The organism is Streptomyces sp. ITFR-16, assembly GCF_031844705.1.
GTDB lineage: Bacteria > Actinomycetota > Actinomycetes > Streptomycetales > Streptomycetaceae > Streptomyces.
The window spans coordinates 1,386,401-1,400,885 of sequence record NZ_CP134609.1; the positions used below are offsets into that span (position 1 = coordinate 1,386,401).

Below are 14,485 nucleotides of genomic sequence, written 5' to 3' on the forward strand. Positions count from 1 at the left end.
GTCCGGTCCGCCCCCGCTCGTCGTTGCGCTGCCCGCCCGGGTCAGCTCCGCTCGGACTCCGGGCGCGGGTCGAGGATGCTCAGCAGGTCCTCGATGGGCTGCTCCATGTCCGTCGACCGGTCGATCAGCCACTGCAGCTGGATCCCGTCGGCCACGGCGATCAGCAGGACGGCCAGCCGCTCCGGCGGGACGAGGGTGCTGATGCGCCCCTCGTCGACGCGTGCCCGGACGTAGGAGGCCACGCGCTCCCTCAGCACCGGATAGCGCTCGGCGAAGTGCGCGTGCGCGGGGTGGGCCGGGTCGCTGGCGGCGGCGGCCATGGAGACGAACAGCTCGACCAGGCCGGGTGTCTGTGCGCCCTCCCGGATGATCTCGCGATAGCTCTGCGGGTCCTCCCGCTCCGCCTGGCGCACCCGGGCCGTCTCGTCCCGCATGCGCAGGACCTGGGTGAGCAGGTCCTCCTTGGAGTCGAAGTAGTGCATCAGCCCGGGCAGGCTGAGGTTGCACTTGGCCGCCACCTTGCGCAGGGACGTGCCCCGGTACCCCTCGGCGGCGAAGATCTCCAGTGCCGCGTGCAGGATCTCGCTGCGCTTGGCCTCGCCCTTCTCGTACGGACCCCGTTTCGCCATGCCGGTCACCCTAACGCGAGGACGGGACGGGGACCGAGCCGAGCGCGGCCGGGTCCGGCAGCCGGCGGGCCCGGGCCAGAGCGCCCAGCCAGCGGGCCGACTCCTTGGGGGTGCGGGCGAACGTGACGCGGTCGACCGCGATGAGCCCGAACGTCGGCCGGAAGGTGCCCCACTCGTAGTTGTCCAGCGCGCTCCAGTGCAGATAGCCGCGGACGTCGATGCCGTCGTCCATCGCCGCCGCCAGGCTCGTCAGGGCGCGGGCCGTGTAGGCGATGCGGCGGTCGTCGTCGTCCGTGGCGATGCCGTTCTCGGTGACGATGACGGGGACATGGCGGCCGACGACGTCCGCCGTGTGCCGGACCGCCTCGCCGAGCGCCTCGGGGTAGACCTCCCACCCGGTGAGCGTCGTCTCGGCGCCCTCGGGCGGCGGCAGGGTGCCGTCCACGCCCACCCGGTGGCGGGTGTACGCCTGGACGCCGATCCAGTCGTCCTCGCGGGCGGCCTCCAGGAAGACGTCCTCGCGCAACCGGGCGTAGGCGGCCAGGGCCGCTTCGGCGCCGGGTTCGGCCTGGTAGACCTGGTTGGCGACGGTCCAGCCGACCTGGAGGTCCGGGAGCGCGGCCTTCAGGGCGGCGGTGGCGGCCCGGTGGGCGCCGACGAGCGCGCGCACCACCTCGGGGTCGGGGGCGAACGTCGCGGGGTCGACGGCGGCGGCGCCCCCTTCGCGGGCGGCCTGCGCACCGTGCGCGATGCTGTCCCAGCCGTGCTCGGCCGCGTGGCTCTTCAGGGCGTACATCAGGGCCATGATGTTGGGCTCGTTGAGGGTGGCCACATAGCGGACGCCGTCGCGCAGGACGCCGGTGACCGTGTCCGCGTACGCGGCGAACAGCTCGGGGGCGTCCGGGTGGGTCCAGCCGCCGAGGTCGCTGAACCACCGCGGCGAGGTGAAGTGATGGAGCGTCACCACCGGGGTCAGGCCGCGCTCCAGCGCGCCGCGCACCATGGCGCGGTAGTGCGCGAGGGCGGCCCGCGAGATCCGGCCCCGCTCGGGCTCGACCCGGGCCCACTCGATGCTGAACCGGTAGGCGCCGAAGCCCAGTTCGCGCAGCAGGTCCATGTCATCGGGCCATCGGTGGAAGCTGTCCGCGGCGTCTCCGCTGGGCTCGGTGACGAAGCTGCCGGGGTGGTTCTCCAGGGCCCACCAGTCGCTGGAGACGTTGTTCCCCTCGACCTGGTGGGCCGAGGTGGAGGCTCCCATGAGGAAGCCCTCCGGCAGCGCTGGACCGAGTCCGGCCGCGTTCACCATCAGGGTTCTCCCTTCGTCCGGAGCCGGGTCGTGCCCACTCCGCAAAAAGCGTTCATTGATCGGTTTTCGTGTTAGCGTACAGGTGGCGGCGGTACGGGAGAAGAGCCGGCCGGACCGAACTCGTCCCGGGCCCGCGCCGCACCCCCAGGGGGCCGGACCGCCGGAACCTGACATCGCCGTTCCGACCCCCTGGACCCGTCCGCGCACAGGGAGCAAGCCAGATGAACGCCGTGATCCCCCACGCCTGCGCCGAGCCGGCCCCGCACTCCGGCACGGGAGCACTCCGCGCCGCCGGCCCCTGGCGGGTGACGGCGGCCGTGCCCGCGCTGGAGCCGGTCGCCGACACTGTTCGGGCGCTGCTGTCCCCGCATCTGCCGGGCCGTCTGCCGCCCGCCGGGGACGACGTCCCCGGGGCCCGCACGCTGCACCTCGCCCTCGACGACGCACCGCCTCCGCCGCCGCGCGCGACGGCGGGCGTCGCCCCGGACGGCGGTGAGCGGCCCGCCGACGAGTCCCACCGCCTCCGGATCACCGCCGACGGCATCAGTTGCCTGGCCCGTACCCCCGAGGGGGTGTTCCGGGCCGCGACGACGGCGGTGCAACTGCTCGCCACGGCCCCCGAGGACGGCGAACTCCCGTACCAGGAGCTGACGGACGCCCCCCGCCACGCCTGGCGCGGCCTGATGGTGGACCCGGCCCGCAGCTTCCTCACCCCGGACGAACTGCGCCGGATCATCGACCTCGCGGCGCTCTACAAGCTCAATGTGCTGCACCTGCACCTCACCGACAACGAGGGCTGGCGCCTCGGACTCCCGGGTGTGCCCGGGCTGACGGAGACCGGCGCGGACGGCGCACCGCCCGCCTTCTACACGGCGGCCGACTACCGCGCGCTCCAGGAGTACGCGGCCCGCCGCTTCGTCACGGTCGTCCCGGAGATCGACCTCCCGGGCCACTGCCGCACCCTGCGCCAGGCCCTCCCCGGCCTGGCCGAGGCGCCGGCACCGGACGGCCTGCGGGACCGCTTCCCCTTCGTCCCGCCCCTGGACCTGACCGACGCGGCGACCCGCGGGACGGTCGCCCGCATTCTCACCGAGGTCTGCGCCCTGACCACCGGCCCCTACATCCACATCGGCGGCGACGAGGCGTTCGGCGCGACCGAGGAGAGCTTCGCCGCCTCCGTACGCGAACTGCTCGCGATCGTCCGCGAGTCGGGCAAACGCCCGGTCGGCTGGCAGGAGTCCTCCCGCGCCGGTCTCGGCCCCGGGGACATCGCCCAGCACTGGGTGGACGTACCGATGATGGACCTGCCCGACACCCCCGAGGAACTGGCCGCCCGCCCCGAACTCGTCGCCGCAGGGCGGACCATGGAGATCAACCGGGCCCTCAAGACGTTCTTCGCCCCCACCGACGACGACGTCACCCGCATCGTCGAGGCCGGCGCCCGTGTCCTGCTGTCACCCCAGTCCCACCTCTACCTGGACCGCCCGTACGCGACACGGTTCGCCCCGTCCGACCGCGCCGAGGCCACCGCCCGCCTGGGCTTCGGCGGTTACCGCCCCCTGGGCGTCCAGCACACCGCGTCATGGGACCCCTCCGCGTACGGACTCCCCGATGAGTGCGTCGCGGGCGTCGAGGCCACGGTCTTCGCCGAGCAGTTCAAGGGCTTCGACGACGTCTCCGTCCTCCTGCTCCCCCGCCTGGCCTCGGTCGCCGAGGCGGCCTGGTGCGGCCACGCCCCGCGGTGGCCGGAGTACCGCGAACGCCTGGCCCACCACGCCCGCCTGTGGACCGCACGCGCCCTCCCGTACTTCCCCACGACCGAGGTCCCCTGGCGGTAGGGCGCTCAGGCCTCCACGCCCAGCAGCTCCCGGAACGCCGTCGCCCCCGCCGGTGTCACCTTCACCGCGCGGCCCGAGCCGATCCGGCGGATCCAGCCCCGGTCCAGTGCCGCCGTGCACAGTGCCGCGCCGAGTGCCCCGGCGAGGTGGGGGCGGCGTTCCGTCCAGTCCAGGCAGTTGCGTACGAGGGGGCGTCTGCTGCCCGGGGGGCGGTGGTAGTCCAGGGTGCCGGCCAGCCAGGTCCGGCCGGCGGGGGTCACGGTGGGGCCGTTGGCGGTGACCAGACCGCGGGCCGTCATCGCGTCCGCGACCGCCACTCCCAGCCGGCCCGCCAGGTGGTCGTAGCAGGTACGGGCGCGGGCCTCGGCGTCCTGGCGGACCGAGGCGCGCAGGTTCGGCGGGCGGGGCGTGTCGGGGGCGTAGGCGGAAAGGGCCTCGGTCAGGGCGGCGGCCTCCGGGCCCGCCAGGCGTACATAGCGGTGGCGGCCCTGGCGCTCCTCCGTCAGCAGGCCGCCGGCGACCAGGCGGGAGAGGTGCTCGCTCGCGGTCGAGGCGCTGACGCCGGCGTGTCGGGCCAGCTCACCCGCCGTCCAGGCGCGGCCGTCCAGCAGGGCCTGGCAGAACGCGGCCCGGGTGCGGTCGGCGAACAGGGCGGCCGTCTCGGCGAGAGGGGACATATCCCCATGGTGCCGCAGGCATGGTTCGGCCGGCGCCGAAGTGTTCCGGGACCGGGGCGCTCCCGTACACCGAGGTCCGGGCGCTGGGCGGCGACGGTCAGGGGGTCGCCGCGGAGACCACGTAGACGACCGGCGACATCGGGTCGGTCATGTCGACGGTGATGTCCTGGGTGGGGCGCGGGTCCTTGTTGGTGTGCGTGGTGCCCGCCCAGGAGACGCCGTCGCCGAAGTACCAGCCCGCGATCTTCGTGTCGCGGTCGCCGACGGTGACCTTGCCCGCCTGGAGGGCGGCGCGGCCGGTGCCCACATCGGTCAGGAACCGGTCGAGGCCGTTGGACGTCGTGCGGAACTGCACGTACATCCGGCTGGCCTTCCAGTTGTTCGTCTCGTAGTACTGGACCTCCACGGCGTTGCCGGGGATCGGCACCTCGAAGATCCGGCGCAGCATCCGGGACGGCCAGCCCTCGCGGAGTCCCTGCGCGGCGGCCTCGGCCGCCTTGTCCTGGCCCGAGCGGCGGCTCTGGCCCGCCGAGATCAGCAGATACCCGGCCGGGACGCCGATCAGCAGCACGATGATGGTCGCCGTGATCAGCCGCCGGCGGATCGTGCGGCGGCGGTCCTCGGCCGGCCGCCCCTCGCCGTCTTCGGGCGAGGGGGACTGGCGCGGCACGACGGGGTGCTCGGCTGCGGTCATGGGTCTGGTGGTCCCTAGGAAGTGCGGGTGTTGCGGGTGTTACGGAGGGTGCTCGCGGCCTGGTCGTAGATCTGCGCGTACCGCTCGTACCGCTCGACGCGGCGGCGGTTGGTCCGCCGGAAGCGGCGGGCCACCAGCCGTGCGAGGTCGGCCGCGCCGACCATACCCGCCTCGGGGCCGAGCTGCGCCTTCGCGATCCGTGCCTCGGGGCGGTAGCCGCGCCCGGTGAGATGGCGCTTGAAGGCGTCCCTGGCCGGCCCGATGAGCAGGTCGTCGGCGGCGCTGACACCGCCCCCGATGACGAAGCAGGAGGGGTCGAGCGCGGCGGCGAGATTGGCGATGCCGACGCCGAGCCACTGGCCGATGTCCTGGAGGAGCTCGATGCACATCGCATCGCCCTCGCGGGCCAGTTCGGTGATGAGCGGTCCCGTGATGTCGGGGATGTTCCCCTTGACCCGCTCGATGATTCCGTGGGCCACCGGGGAGTCCGCCGCGGCCAGCTCCCTGGCCTCCCGGACCAGGGCGTTGCCGGAGCTGTACTGCTCCCAGCAGCCGCGGTTCCCGCAGGGGCAGCGGTGGCCGCCGGGCACGACCTGCATGTGGCCGAACTCACCGGCGACGCCGTACTTGCCGCGCTTGACCTGACCGTCCTCCAGGATCGCGCCGCCGATCCCCGTACCGAGGGTGATCATGACGAGGTGGTCCTCGCCCCGGCCGGCCCCGAAGCGCCACTCGGCCCAGGCCGCGGTGTTGGCGTCGTTGTCCACCATGACCGGGACGACCAGCCGGGAGGCGAGGGCGTCGCGCAGGGGCTCGTCGCGCCAGGCCAGGTGCGGGGCGAACAGCACCTTGGACCGGTCCGCGTCGACCCAGCCGGCCGCCCCGATGCCCACCGCGTGCACGTCGTGCCGGTCGGAGAGGTCGAGGACCAGCTCGACGATGGTGTCCTCGACGACCTTGGGGCTCTTGGACTTGTCGGGCGTCTCGGTGCGCAGGGTCTCCAGGATGGTGCCGTCGGCGTCGACGACACCGGCCATCACCTTGGTCCCCCCGATGTCGATCCCGACGGTGGGGACCCGCGGCGCGGTGAGGTGCGAGCGCCGCTCCCGGGTGCCGACGGTCCGCAGGACGGTGGCGCGGGCGGAGCCGCGGTGGGTGAAGTCGCGGTACGTGCTCATCGTCCCTGGGGGGTCTGGGGTGACCGGGGTCGGTGTGATCCCGGTGACGGACGGCGCCCGTCTGCCCCCGATTCTGCCACTGCCCGGACGACGGGGCTGTCGTCCGGGGTGGCGGACCGGGCGGCGGACGGGCGGCGCTACGGGGTGTCGCCGGCCGGGGGCACGCCGCCCGCCCCGCCCGGGCCGGAGGCGCGTTCGAGCTCGTGGCTCAGCTCCTCCAGCTCGCTGCCGCCCGCCATCTGCCGGGTCAGCTCGTCCAGCGTGACGCTGTCCTTGGTGTGGCTGCCGGCCATCGCACCCCGCTTGAGCAGGACGAACCGGTCGCCGACGAGATAGGCGTGGTGCGGATTGTGCGTGATCAGGACCACGCCGAGGCCGGCGTCCCGGGCGGCCGCGACGTACTTGAGGACGACCCCGGACTGCTTGACGCCCAGCGCGGCCGTCGGCTCGTCCAGGACGAGGACCTTGGCGCCGAAGTGGACGGCCCGCGCGATGGCGACGCACTGGCGCTCGCCGCCGGACAGGGTGCCGATCGGCTGGTCGACGTCCCGCAGGTCGATGCCCATGCGCAGCAGCGCGGCGCGGGTCGTCTCGCGCATCAGCCGGACGTCGAGGCGCTTGAAGGGGCCCACGCCGGTCGTCGGCTCGGAGCCGAGGAAGAAGTTGCGCCAGACAGGCATCAGGGGGACGACCGCGAGGTCCTGGTAGACCGTGGCGATGCCCCGGTCCAGGGCGTCGCGGGGATTGGCGAGGGTGGTCTCCTCGCCGTCCACCAGGAAGGTCCCGGCATCGTGCCGGTGCAGCCCCGCGATGATCTTGATCAGGGTGGACTTGCCGGCGCCGTTGTCGCCGAGGACGCAGGAGATCTCGCCCGCGTGCACCTCCAGCGAGACGTCCTGGAGCGCCTTGATGTTGCCGTAGTACTTGCTGACGTGGTCGAGCTCGACCAGCGCCCTCGGCGCGGTGTCCTTCGGCCCGTACGGTTCCTTGCGGACCGTCATTTCGTCGCCTCCGCGCGCTTGCGTACCCATGCGTTGAGCAGGGTGGCCAGGAGCAGCATCGCTCCGAGGAAGAACTTGAACCAGTCCGGGTTCCACTCCGCGTACACGATGCCCTTGCTGGTCATGCCGAAGATGAAGGCACCGACCGCCGAGCCGATCGCGGAGCCGTAGCCGCCGGTGATCAGGCAGCCGCCGATGACGGCCGCGATGATGTAGATCAGCTCGTTGCCGACGCCCTCGCCGGACTGCACCACGTCGTAGCTGAACAGCAGGTGCTGCCCGGAGACCCAGGCGGCGAAGGCGACGCCGAGGTAGAGCCCGATCTTCGTCCGGATCACCGGGACGCCGACCGCGCGGGCCGCGTCGGCCCCGCCGCCGACCGCGTAGATCCAGTTGCCGAAGCGGGTGCGCAGCAGGATCCAGGTGGCGACGGCGACCAGGACCGCCCACCACAGGATGGTGACCTTGAGCTCGACGCCGCCGACGGTCCAGTACGAGGCGAAGAGCTTGCGGGCGGAGGGGAAGCCCTCCATGTTGCCGATGGTCTTCGTCGAGACGGTCCCGCTGATCAGCTTGGTGAAGCCGAGGTTGAGACCGGTCAGCATCAGGAACGTGCCCAGCGTGATGATGAAGCTCGGCAGTTTGGTGCGGGTCAGCATGAAGCCGTTGAACGCGCCGATGGCGAGCGTGACCAGCAGGGACACGAAGACGCCGACCCAGACGTTGGCCGTCATCTGGTAGCTGAACATCGACGAGATCAGCGCGGAGCTGGTGACCATCACGCCGGCGGAGAGGTCGAACTCGCCGCCGATCATCAGCAGCGCGACCGGCGCCGCCATGATCCCGATGGTGGAGGCCGCGTACAGCACCGTGCCGAAGCTGGTGGCGCGCAGGAAGCTGTCGGCGACGACCGCGAAGAAGAGGAAGACGGCCAGCGCGCCGACGACCGAGCCCAGCTCGGGGCGGCCGAGCAGCCTGCGCAGCGGTGAGGTGCGCAGCAGCCGTTCGTCCTTGCCCGCGGGGGACGACGATCCGGAGGCCGCGGTCATCGGGTTCCCCGGTCCGCGTACTCGGCGAGCTGGGCCGCGTCGTCGGAGGTGATGACCTGGGGGCCGGTGAGGACCGGGCGTCCGCCGCCGAGCACGTTGCGGTTGTAGCGGTAGAGCCAGAGCAGGTCGACGGCCTCGTACCCCTGGAGGTAGGGCTGCTGGTCGACGGCGAAGCCGAGCGTCTTGGCCTGGAGCTCGGCCGCGACCTTGGCGTTCAGGTCGAAGGTGTCGATCTCGGCCTTGCTGCCGGCGGTCTGCTTCGCCTTGACGGCGGCGTCCGCGAAGGGCGCGCCGAGGGTGACGACGGCGTCGATGTCCTTGTCGGCCTGGAGCTTGGCCTCGATGGACGCCTGGACATCGGGCATGTTGGTGCCCTCGACGTACAGGTTCTGCATCGTGCCGTCGAAGGTCTTCTTGGCCCCGGCGCACCGCTGCTCGTGGCCGACGTTGCCCTGCTCGTGCAGGATGCACAGGGCCTTCTTGCGGCCACGCTTGTTGAGCTCGTCGCCGACGGCCTCGCCCGCGATGGACTCGTCCTGGCCGATGTGGGTGAGCGCGCCGTACTTCTTGGACTCGGCGGAGCCGGAGTTCACGGTGATCACCGGGATGCCGGCCCTGGTGGCCTTGGCCACGACGTCCTTCATCGCGTCGGGCTTGGCGAGCGTGACGATCAGCCCGTCGACCTTCTTGTCGATGGCGGCCTGGACGAGCTGGGCCTGCTGCTGCCCCTCGTCGTTGTGCGAGTACAGGAAGTTGATGTTGTCCTTCTGGGCCGCCATCTTGGCGCCCTTCTGGACGATGTCCCAGAAGGTGTCGCCGTCGCCCGAGTGGGTGACCATGGCGAAGGTCCAGCGGGGCGTGTTCACCGCGGACCGGCCCTCGGCGGCGGACCTGGCCGCACGCTCCTCCGCCCGCTTGCCGCCGGTGCTGCTGCATCCCATGAGGGATGCCCCCAGCACCGCCGCAAGCACGGCGCCCATCGCACGTACCCCTGTCCGAACCCTTGCCACGACGCCGTGCCCTTCTTGTGCTGCTCGCTGTGCTGATGGTGGAGCCGGGGCCCTGCGGTCCCGGCCCGGCTGGGCAAGTATCCCCGAGGCCGTGGAGCCGCCGCCCGGAGGGGCGAGCTGGGGGAGCCCGTGTCACCGTACGAGAGCGGGCCGCCACTGTCACCGTATGCGGAGCCGGGAATCACGGGCGTGGCGCGGGGCACGGCCGAGGCGCGCATGCTGTTTTGTCCTGACATTTAGTTGACAGCACCGGCGGTGGACGGCACGTTGGGTCCATGCGCATCGGACTCATCGGCACCGGCCGGATCGGCTCCTTCCACGCGGGCGTGCTCACCCGCCATCCCGAGGTCGAGACCCTGGTGGTGACGGACACCGACCCGGACCGGGCGGCCGCCGTCGCCGATCTGACCGGGGCGAAGGCGGTGGCCGGGACGGCGGAGCTGTTCGGGGCGGGGGTGGACGCCGTGGTGATCGCCTCGGCCACCGCCGCGCACGCGGGGCTGATCGGCCGGGCCGCCCGGTCGGGACTGCCCGCGTTCTGCGAGAAGCCCGTCGCGCTGGACCTGGCGGGCACCCTGGCCGCGCTGCACGAGGCGGAGCGGGCCGGCAGCGTGCTCCAGCTCGGCTTCATGCGCAGGTTCGACGCCGGGTACACGGCCGCGCGCGCCGCCGTGCGGAGCGGGGCGCTGGGCCGGCTGCACACCGTGCGGACAGTGACCTCCGATCCGGCGCCGCCGCCCGCCGCGTATCTGCCGCTGTCGGGCGGGCTCTACCGGGACTGCCTGGTCCATGACTTCGACATGGTGCGCTGGGTGACGGGCCGTGAGGTAGTACGGGTGTACGCCGCCGGGTCGGACGCCGGTCCCGCGATGTTCCGCGCGGCGGACGACGTGGACACCGCGGCCGCGCTGCTGACGCTGGACGACGGCACCCTGGCCACGGCGACGGCGACCCGCTGCAACGGCGCCGGTTACGACGTACGGATGGAGCTGGCGGGCGAGCGGGACCAGATCGCGGTCGGCCTGGACGCCCGCACCCCGCTCACCTCGGCGCAGCCGGACGGCCCCGGCGCCCCGGCCGCGCCCTGGCCCGGGTTCCTGGAGCGGTTCGCCCCGGCGTACGAGGCCGAGCTCGACGCCTTCCTCCGGCTGGTCCGGGGCGAGGGTCCCAATCCGTGCGACGGGCGCGAGGCGCTGCACGCCCTGCGGATCGCGGAGGCGTGCGAGGTCTCACGGCGGGAGGGCCGTCCGGTGGACCTGGCCCGGATCCCGGGCGCCTGACCGGGTGCGGCTCAGGACGGGGCGGCGCTCAGCACCGTGCCCTGGGCGACCGCGCAGAGCGTCTCGGTCCCGTCCCGCGCCACCACGAACAGATCGCAGCGCGCCACGGCCTGCCGCCGCCCGGTGTGGACGACCTCGGCGCGGGCGACGAGCGCGGCACCGGTGGCGGGCCTGAGGTACTGGATGGAGAAGCCCCCCGTCAGCACCGCCGGGCCGAGCGTGGTCCCGGCGGCGAAGGTGAGCGCGTTGTCGGCGGCGTAGGCCAGCACCCCGCCGTGCAGGAAGCCGTTCTGCTGGCGCAGTTCCTCACGGCTGTCGATCTCCAGCGTGGCGCGCCCGTCGCCGAAGGCCGTGATCCGTGCCCCGACCAGCGCGCTGAACGGCTGGCTGTCGAGCACCTTCTGCGCCATCGGCAGGTCGAGTGCGGTCATGACGGGTCCCTCTCCTCCCACCGGCGCGCCGGGATCACCGGCGCCACGGATTCACCGGCGCGCCGGGATCACCAGCGCACGGGGAGCTTGCGCACCCCGCGGATCAGCATGCCGGGCACCCAGCGCGGCGCCTCGGCGTCCGGGTCGGGCGCGAGTCCCGGGCAGCGCTCCAGCAGCGTCCGGATCGCGATGCGGCCCTCCATCCGGGCCAGCGGCGCGCCCAGGCAGAAGTGCATCCCGTGCCCGAAGGCCAGGTGGCCCTGGGTCTCGCGGCGGATGTCGAAGCGGTCGGGCTCGGGGAAGCGGCCCGGGTCCCGGTCGGCGCTCGCGAGGGAGACCAGGACCGGTTCGCCGCTGTGGATGACCCGGCCGCCGATCTCGATGCGTTCCCGGGCGAAGCGGAAGGTAGAGTTCTCCACCGGTCCGTCGTAGCGGAGCATCTCCTCCACCGCGCCGTCGAGCAGCCCGAAGTCGGCGCGCAGCGCGGCCAGCTGGTCGGGGTGGTCGAGCAGCGCGCGTACCCCGTTGGAGATCAGGTTGACCGTCGTCTCGTGGCCGGCGACGAGCAGCAGGAAGGCCATCCCGACCAGTTCGTCCGGGGACAGCGCGTCGTCGTCCTCGTACCGGGCGGCGATCAGCGCGCTCAGCAGGTCGTCGCCGGGCGAGCAGCGCTTGTCCTCGATCAGTTCGGCGAGGTAGACGCCCATGGCGCGGGCCGCCTCGCCCTCCTCCTGCGGGCTCTCCGGCGCGACCACCCCGTTCGACAGCTTGCGGAAGGCGGACCGGTCCAGATCGGGCACGCCGATCAGTTCGCAGATGACGGTCATCGGCAGCGGGAAGGCCAGCGCGTCCACGAGATCCGCGCGCCCGCCGGGCACCATCACATCGAGCAGATGGTCGGTGATCTCCTGGACGCGGGGGCGCAGGGACGCGATGCGGCGGGCGGTGAAGGCGCGGGCCACCAGCTTGCGCAGCCGGGTGTGGTCGGGGGCGTCCGCCTCCAGCATGTTGGCGTTGATCAGGTCGCCGCCCATCTCGCCGGGCGTCGCCCGCCAGTCCTTGCCGAACCGCTGATCGGCGAGGACCGCGCGGCCCTCCTCGTAGCCGACGACGAGCCAGACCCGGTCGAACTCGTCGGTGCGGATGGGGTGCACCGGTCCGGCGGCGCGCATCCTCTCGTAGTACGGATACGGATTCGCGGTGAAGTCGGCTACTCCGCGCAGATCGATATCGACTTCGGACATGGGCCCCGCCTCCCGGTCTGATGGATCCGGCCGCCAGCACCGGAACCCTCAGCGTAGGACGCGGCCCCCGGCCCCGGCGAAAGGTTCAAGACAGGCTCGCGTCGCCCTCGTCGTCATCCTCCAGCAGCCCTGCGTCGTGGACCAGCAGGGCGATCTGTACCCGGTTGTTGAAATCGAACTTGGCGAGAATGCGTGAGACCTGGGTCTTCACCGTGGCCACGCTGAGGTAGAGCGCGGCTGCGATCTCGGCGTTGGAGCGGCCCTGTCCGACGGCGACGGCCACCTCGCGCTCCCGGTCCGCGAGCAGCGCGAGCCGCCGGCGGGCCCGTTCGGCGCGGCCCTCCCGCTCCTCGTGGCCCGGCCCCGCGGCCCGGGCCATCAACTGGCGGGTGACCGCGGGCGACAGGACCGGGTCACCGGCGGCCACCCGGCGCACCGACTCGACGATCTGCGCGGGCGGGGTGTCCTTGAGGACGAACCCGGCGGCCCCGGCGCGGATGGCGCGGAGCACCTGTTCGTCGGCGTGGAAGGTCGTCAGCACGACGATCTCGGGGGCGTCCGGCCGGGCGCGCAGCGCCTCGGTGGCGCTCAGCCCGTCCATCACCGGCATCCGGATGTCCATGAGGACGACGTCCGGCCGGAGCCGGTCGACGAGCGCGGCCACCTCGCTGCCGTCGGTCCCCTCCCCCACGATGTCGATGTCGTCGGCGCCGCCGAGCATGAGGGTGAGTCCGGCCCGTACGAGCGGGTCGTCGTCGACGATGAGCAGCCGCACGGGCCGGGCACCGGGGGGCGTGGGGGTCGGGGTGGTCATGACGCCCACGGTAGCCAGGCCCGGACCACGAATCCGCCGTCGGGACCGGGTCCGTGTTCGAGCCGGCCGCCGGCGAGCGTGGCCCGTTCGGTCAGCCCGATGAGGCCCTGGCCCGATCCCGGCACCTGCTCGAAGGGTTCGGCGGGGTCCGGGTTGCGCACCTCGACGGTGATGCCCCGGCCCGGTCCGCCGTCGAGCGTGAGGGTGACCTCGGCGCCGGGGGCGTGCTTGCGGGCGTTGGTCAGGGCCTCCTGGGCGATGCGGTAGACGGTGCGTCCGGTGGCGGCGGGGGCGGCGGCGGGGTCGGCGATGCGGTTGTCGAGGGTGACCTTCATGCCGGCGAGCCCCGATTCGGCGATCAGCGCGTCCAGGGTGGCGAGGGTGGGCTGCGGCCGGTTGCCCTCGCCGTCGCCGTCCCGGGGGCTGCGCAGGACGCCGATGATCTCGCGGAGGTCCTGGAGCGCCTCGTGCGCGCTGTCCCGGATGACTCCGGCGGCGCGGGCGACTTCGGCCGGGGGCGCGTCGGGGCGGAATTCGAGGGCGCCGGCGTGGACGCTGAGCAGGGTCAGCCGGTGGGCGAGGACGTCGTGCATCTCGCGGGCGATGTCCTCGCGGGCGAGCCGCTGCGCCTGCTCGGCCCGCAGGGCGGCCTCGGTCTCGGCCCGCCGGGCGCGCTCGCGCAGGGAGACGACGAGCTGGCGCCGGGAGCGTACGACCATGCCCCAGCTCAGGACGAGCAGGACCAGCAGCAGCCCGATGATGGTGGACGCCATGAACGAGGTGTTGGGGTCCGGGCGCAGATACGGCTGTACGGGGGCGACGGCCAGGGCGCCCGCGCCGACCAGCGCGACCGGGCGGAAGGGCCGGTGCACGGCCACGCTGAACAGCGCCACCAGCAGGGCCCCGGCCGCGACCGGCTCCACGGTGGACAGGACCGTCAGGGCGACCGCGAGCCCGACCGGCCAGCGCCGGCGGACCCACAGGGCGCAGCAGGCCGCGGCCCCCACGAGCGAGTCGACGAGGACGAAGGTGTCCGAGGTGGTGTGGTCGGCGTCGATCGCGGCGACGGTCGCCATCCCCATGCCCGCCGCACAGAGGAAGGCGGTGATGTCGACGACCCAGTCGCGCACGGTGCGGCGCGTGCGGCCGCCCCGGTCGCCCGGCAGCTCGGGATCGGCCATCGCCGAGGGCAGCAGCCAGGGGTATTCCGTACGCGTCATATCGACAAAGCTACGCAGCTGCCTGCGGGCTTTTGACGGTTCGGGGCCGGGAGACGACCAAAGTCGCGCAGGGAGAGACTTTCGGCCCAGCGGCGCAGTCCACCGGCCGACGCG

The 14,485-nt window shown here is 73.1% G+C and carries 14 protein-coding genes; 2 read left to right on the forward strand and 12 right to left on the reverse strand.

Features of this window, described 5'->3' with window-relative positions; translation table 11 throughout:
• Nucleotides 1-41: 41 nt before the first annotated feature.
• Both RLT58_RS06135 and RLT58_RS06140 read right to left on the reverse strand, forming a co-directional pair.
• Entirely contained in the window at nucleotides 42-629 is a 588-nt protein-coding gene (locus tag RLT58_RS06135; protein ID WP_311309367.1) for a TetR/AcrR family transcriptional regulator, read from the reverse strand.
• A 10-nt stretch (nucleotides 630-639) separates the two neighbouring features.
• Nucleotides 640-1,935, reverse strand: coding sequence for a glycoside hydrolase family 1 protein (locus tag RLT58_RS06140; RefSeq protein WP_311309368.1), 1,296 nt, complete (start codon nucleotides 1,933-1,935; stop codon nucleotides 640-642).
• 221 nt (nucleotides 1,936-2,156) lie between these two features.
• On the opposite strand from RLT58_RS06140, the gene RLT58_RS06145 reads away from it, so the two are divergent.
• Nucleotides 2,157-3,773: a family 20 glycosylhydrolase gene (locus tag RLT58_RS06145; protein WP_311309369.1), complete on the forward strand. Its 1,617-nt coding sequence runs from the start codon at nucleotides 2,157-2,159 to the stop codon at nucleotides 3,771-3,773.
• Between the two features lie 5 nt (nucleotides 3,774-3,778).
• Here the strand turns inward: RLT58_RS06145 and RLT58_RS06150 are convergent, their stop codons facing one another.
• The 6 genes from RLT58_RS06150 to RLT58_RS06175 all read right to left on the reverse strand — a co-directional run bounded on the left by RLT58_RS06150 (nucleotide 3,779) and on the right by RLT58_RS06175 (nucleotide 9,352).
• On the reverse strand, nucleotides 3,779-4,450 hold the full coding sequence (locus tag RLT58_RS06150; protein ID WP_311309370.1) for an ArsR/SmtB family transcription factor: 672 nt from the start codon (nucleotides 4,448-4,450) through the stop codon (nucleotides 3,779-3,781).
• Between the two features lie 97 nt (nucleotides 4,451-4,547).
• Nucleotides 4,548-5,144 carry a hypothetical protein gene (locus tag RLT58_RS06155; protein ID WP_311309371.1) on the reverse strand — a complete coding sequence of 199 codons (597 nt, stop codon included), beginning with the start codon at nucleotides 5,142-5,144 and terminating at the stop codon, nucleotides 4,548-4,550.
• Nucleotides 5,145-5,158: 14 nt separating this feature from the next.
• Complete coding sequence (locus tag RLT58_RS06160) at nucleotides 5,159-6,322, reverse strand: ROK family glucokinase (protein WP_311309372.1); 1,164 nt, start codon at nucleotides 6,320-6,322, stop codon at nucleotides 5,159-5,161.
• Nucleotides 6,323-6,459: 137 nt separating this feature from the next.
• A complete protein-coding gene (locus tag RLT58_RS06165; RefSeq protein WP_311309373.1) occupies nucleotides 6,460-7,323 on the reverse strand; it encodes an ATP-binding cassette domain-containing protein in 864 nt (287 codons plus the stop codon).
• Nucleotides 7,320-8,372 carry an ABC transporter permease gene (locus RLT58_RS06170; protein WP_311309374.1) on the reverse strand — a complete coding sequence of 351 codons (1,053 nt, stop codon included), beginning with the start codon at nucleotides 8,370-8,372 and terminating at the stop codon, nucleotides 7,320-7,322. The genes RLT58_RS06165 and RLT58_RS06170 overlap by 4 nt, the downstream gene beginning before the upstream one ends.
• Nucleotides 8,369-9,352, reverse strand: coding sequence for a sugar ABC transporter substrate-binding protein (locus RLT58_RS06175; protein WP_311309375.1), 984 nt, complete (start codon nucleotides 9,350-9,352; stop codon nucleotides 8,369-8,371). The genes RLT58_RS06170 and RLT58_RS06175 overlap by 4 nt, the downstream gene beginning before the upstream one ends.
• A gap of 305 nt (nucleotides 9,353-9,657) precedes the next feature.
• Between RLT58_RS06175 and RLT58_RS06180 the strand changes: the two genes are divergently transcribed.
• Nucleotides 9,658-10,662, forward strand: a complete 1,005-nt coding sequence (locus RLT58_RS06180; protein WP_311309376.1) for a Gfo/Idh/MocA family protein — start codon at nucleotides 9,658-9,660, stop codon at nucleotides 10,660-10,662.
• An 11-nt stretch (nucleotides 10,663-10,673) separates the two neighbouring features.
• Here the strand turns inward: RLT58_RS06180 and RLT58_RS06185 are convergent, their stop codons facing one another.
• The 4 genes from RLT58_RS06185 to RLT58_RS06200 all read right to left on the reverse strand — a co-directional run bounded on the left by RLT58_RS06185 (nucleotide 10,674) and on the right by RLT58_RS06200 (nucleotide 14,371).
• Nucleotides 10,674-11,093, reverse strand: coding sequence for a PaaI family thioesterase (locus tag RLT58_RS06185; protein ID WP_311309377.1), 420 nt, complete (start codon nucleotides 11,091-11,093; stop codon nucleotides 10,674-10,676).
• A 68-nt stretch (nucleotides 11,094-11,161) separates the two neighbouring features.
• A complete protein-coding gene (locus RLT58_RS06190) occupies nucleotides 11,162-12,337 on the reverse strand; it encodes a cytochrome P450 family protein (RefSeq protein WP_311309378.1) in 1,176 nt (391 codons plus the stop codon).
• Nucleotides 12,338-12,422: 85 nt separating this feature from the next.
• Nucleotides 12,423-13,151, reverse strand: coding sequence for a response regulator transcription factor (locus RLT58_RS06195; protein WP_311309379.1), 729 nt, complete (start codon nucleotides 13,149-13,151; stop codon nucleotides 12,423-12,425).
• Nucleotides 13,148-14,371 (reverse strand): sensor histidine kinase, encoded by a 1,224-nt coding sequence (locus RLT58_RS06200; RefSeq protein ID WP_311309380.1) that lies wholly within the window; start codon nucleotides 14,369-14,371, stop codon nucleotides 13,148-13,150. The genes RLT58_RS06195 and RLT58_RS06200 overlap by 4 nt, the downstream gene beginning before the upstream one ends.
• Nucleotides 14,372-14,485 lie beyond the last annotated feature (114 nt).

What these genes read in the sequence shown, in the direction of transcription:
- RLT58_RS06135 (WP_311309367.1), bottom strand. Translation starts at nt 629, where the DNA reads ATGGCGAAACGGGGTCCGTACGAGAAGGGCGAGGCCAAGCGCAGCGAG.
- RLT58_RS06140 (WP_311309368.1), bottom strand. Translation starts at nt 1,935, where the DNA reads ATGGTGAACGCGGCCGGACTCGGTCCAGCGCTGCCGGAGGGCTTCCTC.
- RLT58_RS06145 (WP_311309369.1), top strand. Translation starts at nt 2,157, where the DNA reads ATGAACGCCGTGATCCCCCACGCCTGCGCCGAGCCGGCCCCGCACTCC.
- RLT58_RS06150 (WP_311309370.1), bottom strand. Translation starts at nt 4,450, where the DNA reads ATGTCCCCTCTCGCCGAGACGGCCGCCCTGTTCGCCGACCGCACCCGG.
- RLT58_RS06155 (WP_311309371.1), bottom strand. Translation starts at nt 5,144, where the DNA reads ATGACCGCAGCCGAGCACCCCGTCGTGCCGCGCCAGTCCCCCTCGCCC.
- RLT58_RS06160 (WP_311309372.1), bottom strand. Translation starts at nt 6,322, where the DNA reads ATGAGCACGTACCGCGACTTCACCCACCGCGGCTCCGCCCGCGCCACC.
- RLT58_RS06165 (WP_311309373.1), bottom strand. Translation starts at nt 7,323, where the DNA reads ATGACGGTCCGCAAGGAACCGTACGGGCCGAAGGACACCGCGCCGAGG.
- RLT58_RS06170 (WP_311309374.1), bottom strand. Translation starts at nt 8,372, where the DNA reads ATGACCGCGGCCTCCGGATCGTCGTCCCCCGCGGGCAAGGACGAACGG.
- RLT58_RS06175 (WP_311309375.1), bottom strand. Translation starts at nt 9,352, where the DNA reads ATGGGCGCCGTGCTTGCGGCGGTGCTGGGGGCATCCCTCATGGGATGC.
- RLT58_RS06180 (WP_311309376.1), top strand. Translation starts at nt 9,658, where the DNA reads ATGCGCATCGGACTCATCGGCACCGGCCGGATCGGCTCCTTCCACGCG.
- RLT58_RS06185 (WP_311309377.1), bottom strand. Translation starts at nt 11,093, where the DNA reads ATGACCGCACTCGACCTGCCGATGGCGCAGAAGGTGCTCGACAGCCAG.
- RLT58_RS06190 (WP_311309378.1), bottom strand. Translation starts at nt 12,337, where the DNA reads ATGTCCGAAGTCGATATCGATCTGCGCGGAGTAGCCGACTTCACCGCG.
- RLT58_RS06195 (WP_311309379.1), bottom strand. Translation starts at nt 13,151, where the DNA reads ATGACCACCCCGACCCCCACGCCCCCCGGTGCCCGGCCCGTGCGGCTG.
- RLT58_RS06200 (WP_311309380.1), bottom strand. Translation starts at nt 14,371, where the DNA reads ATGACGCGTACGGAATACCCCTGGCTGCTGCCCTCGGCGATGGCCGAT.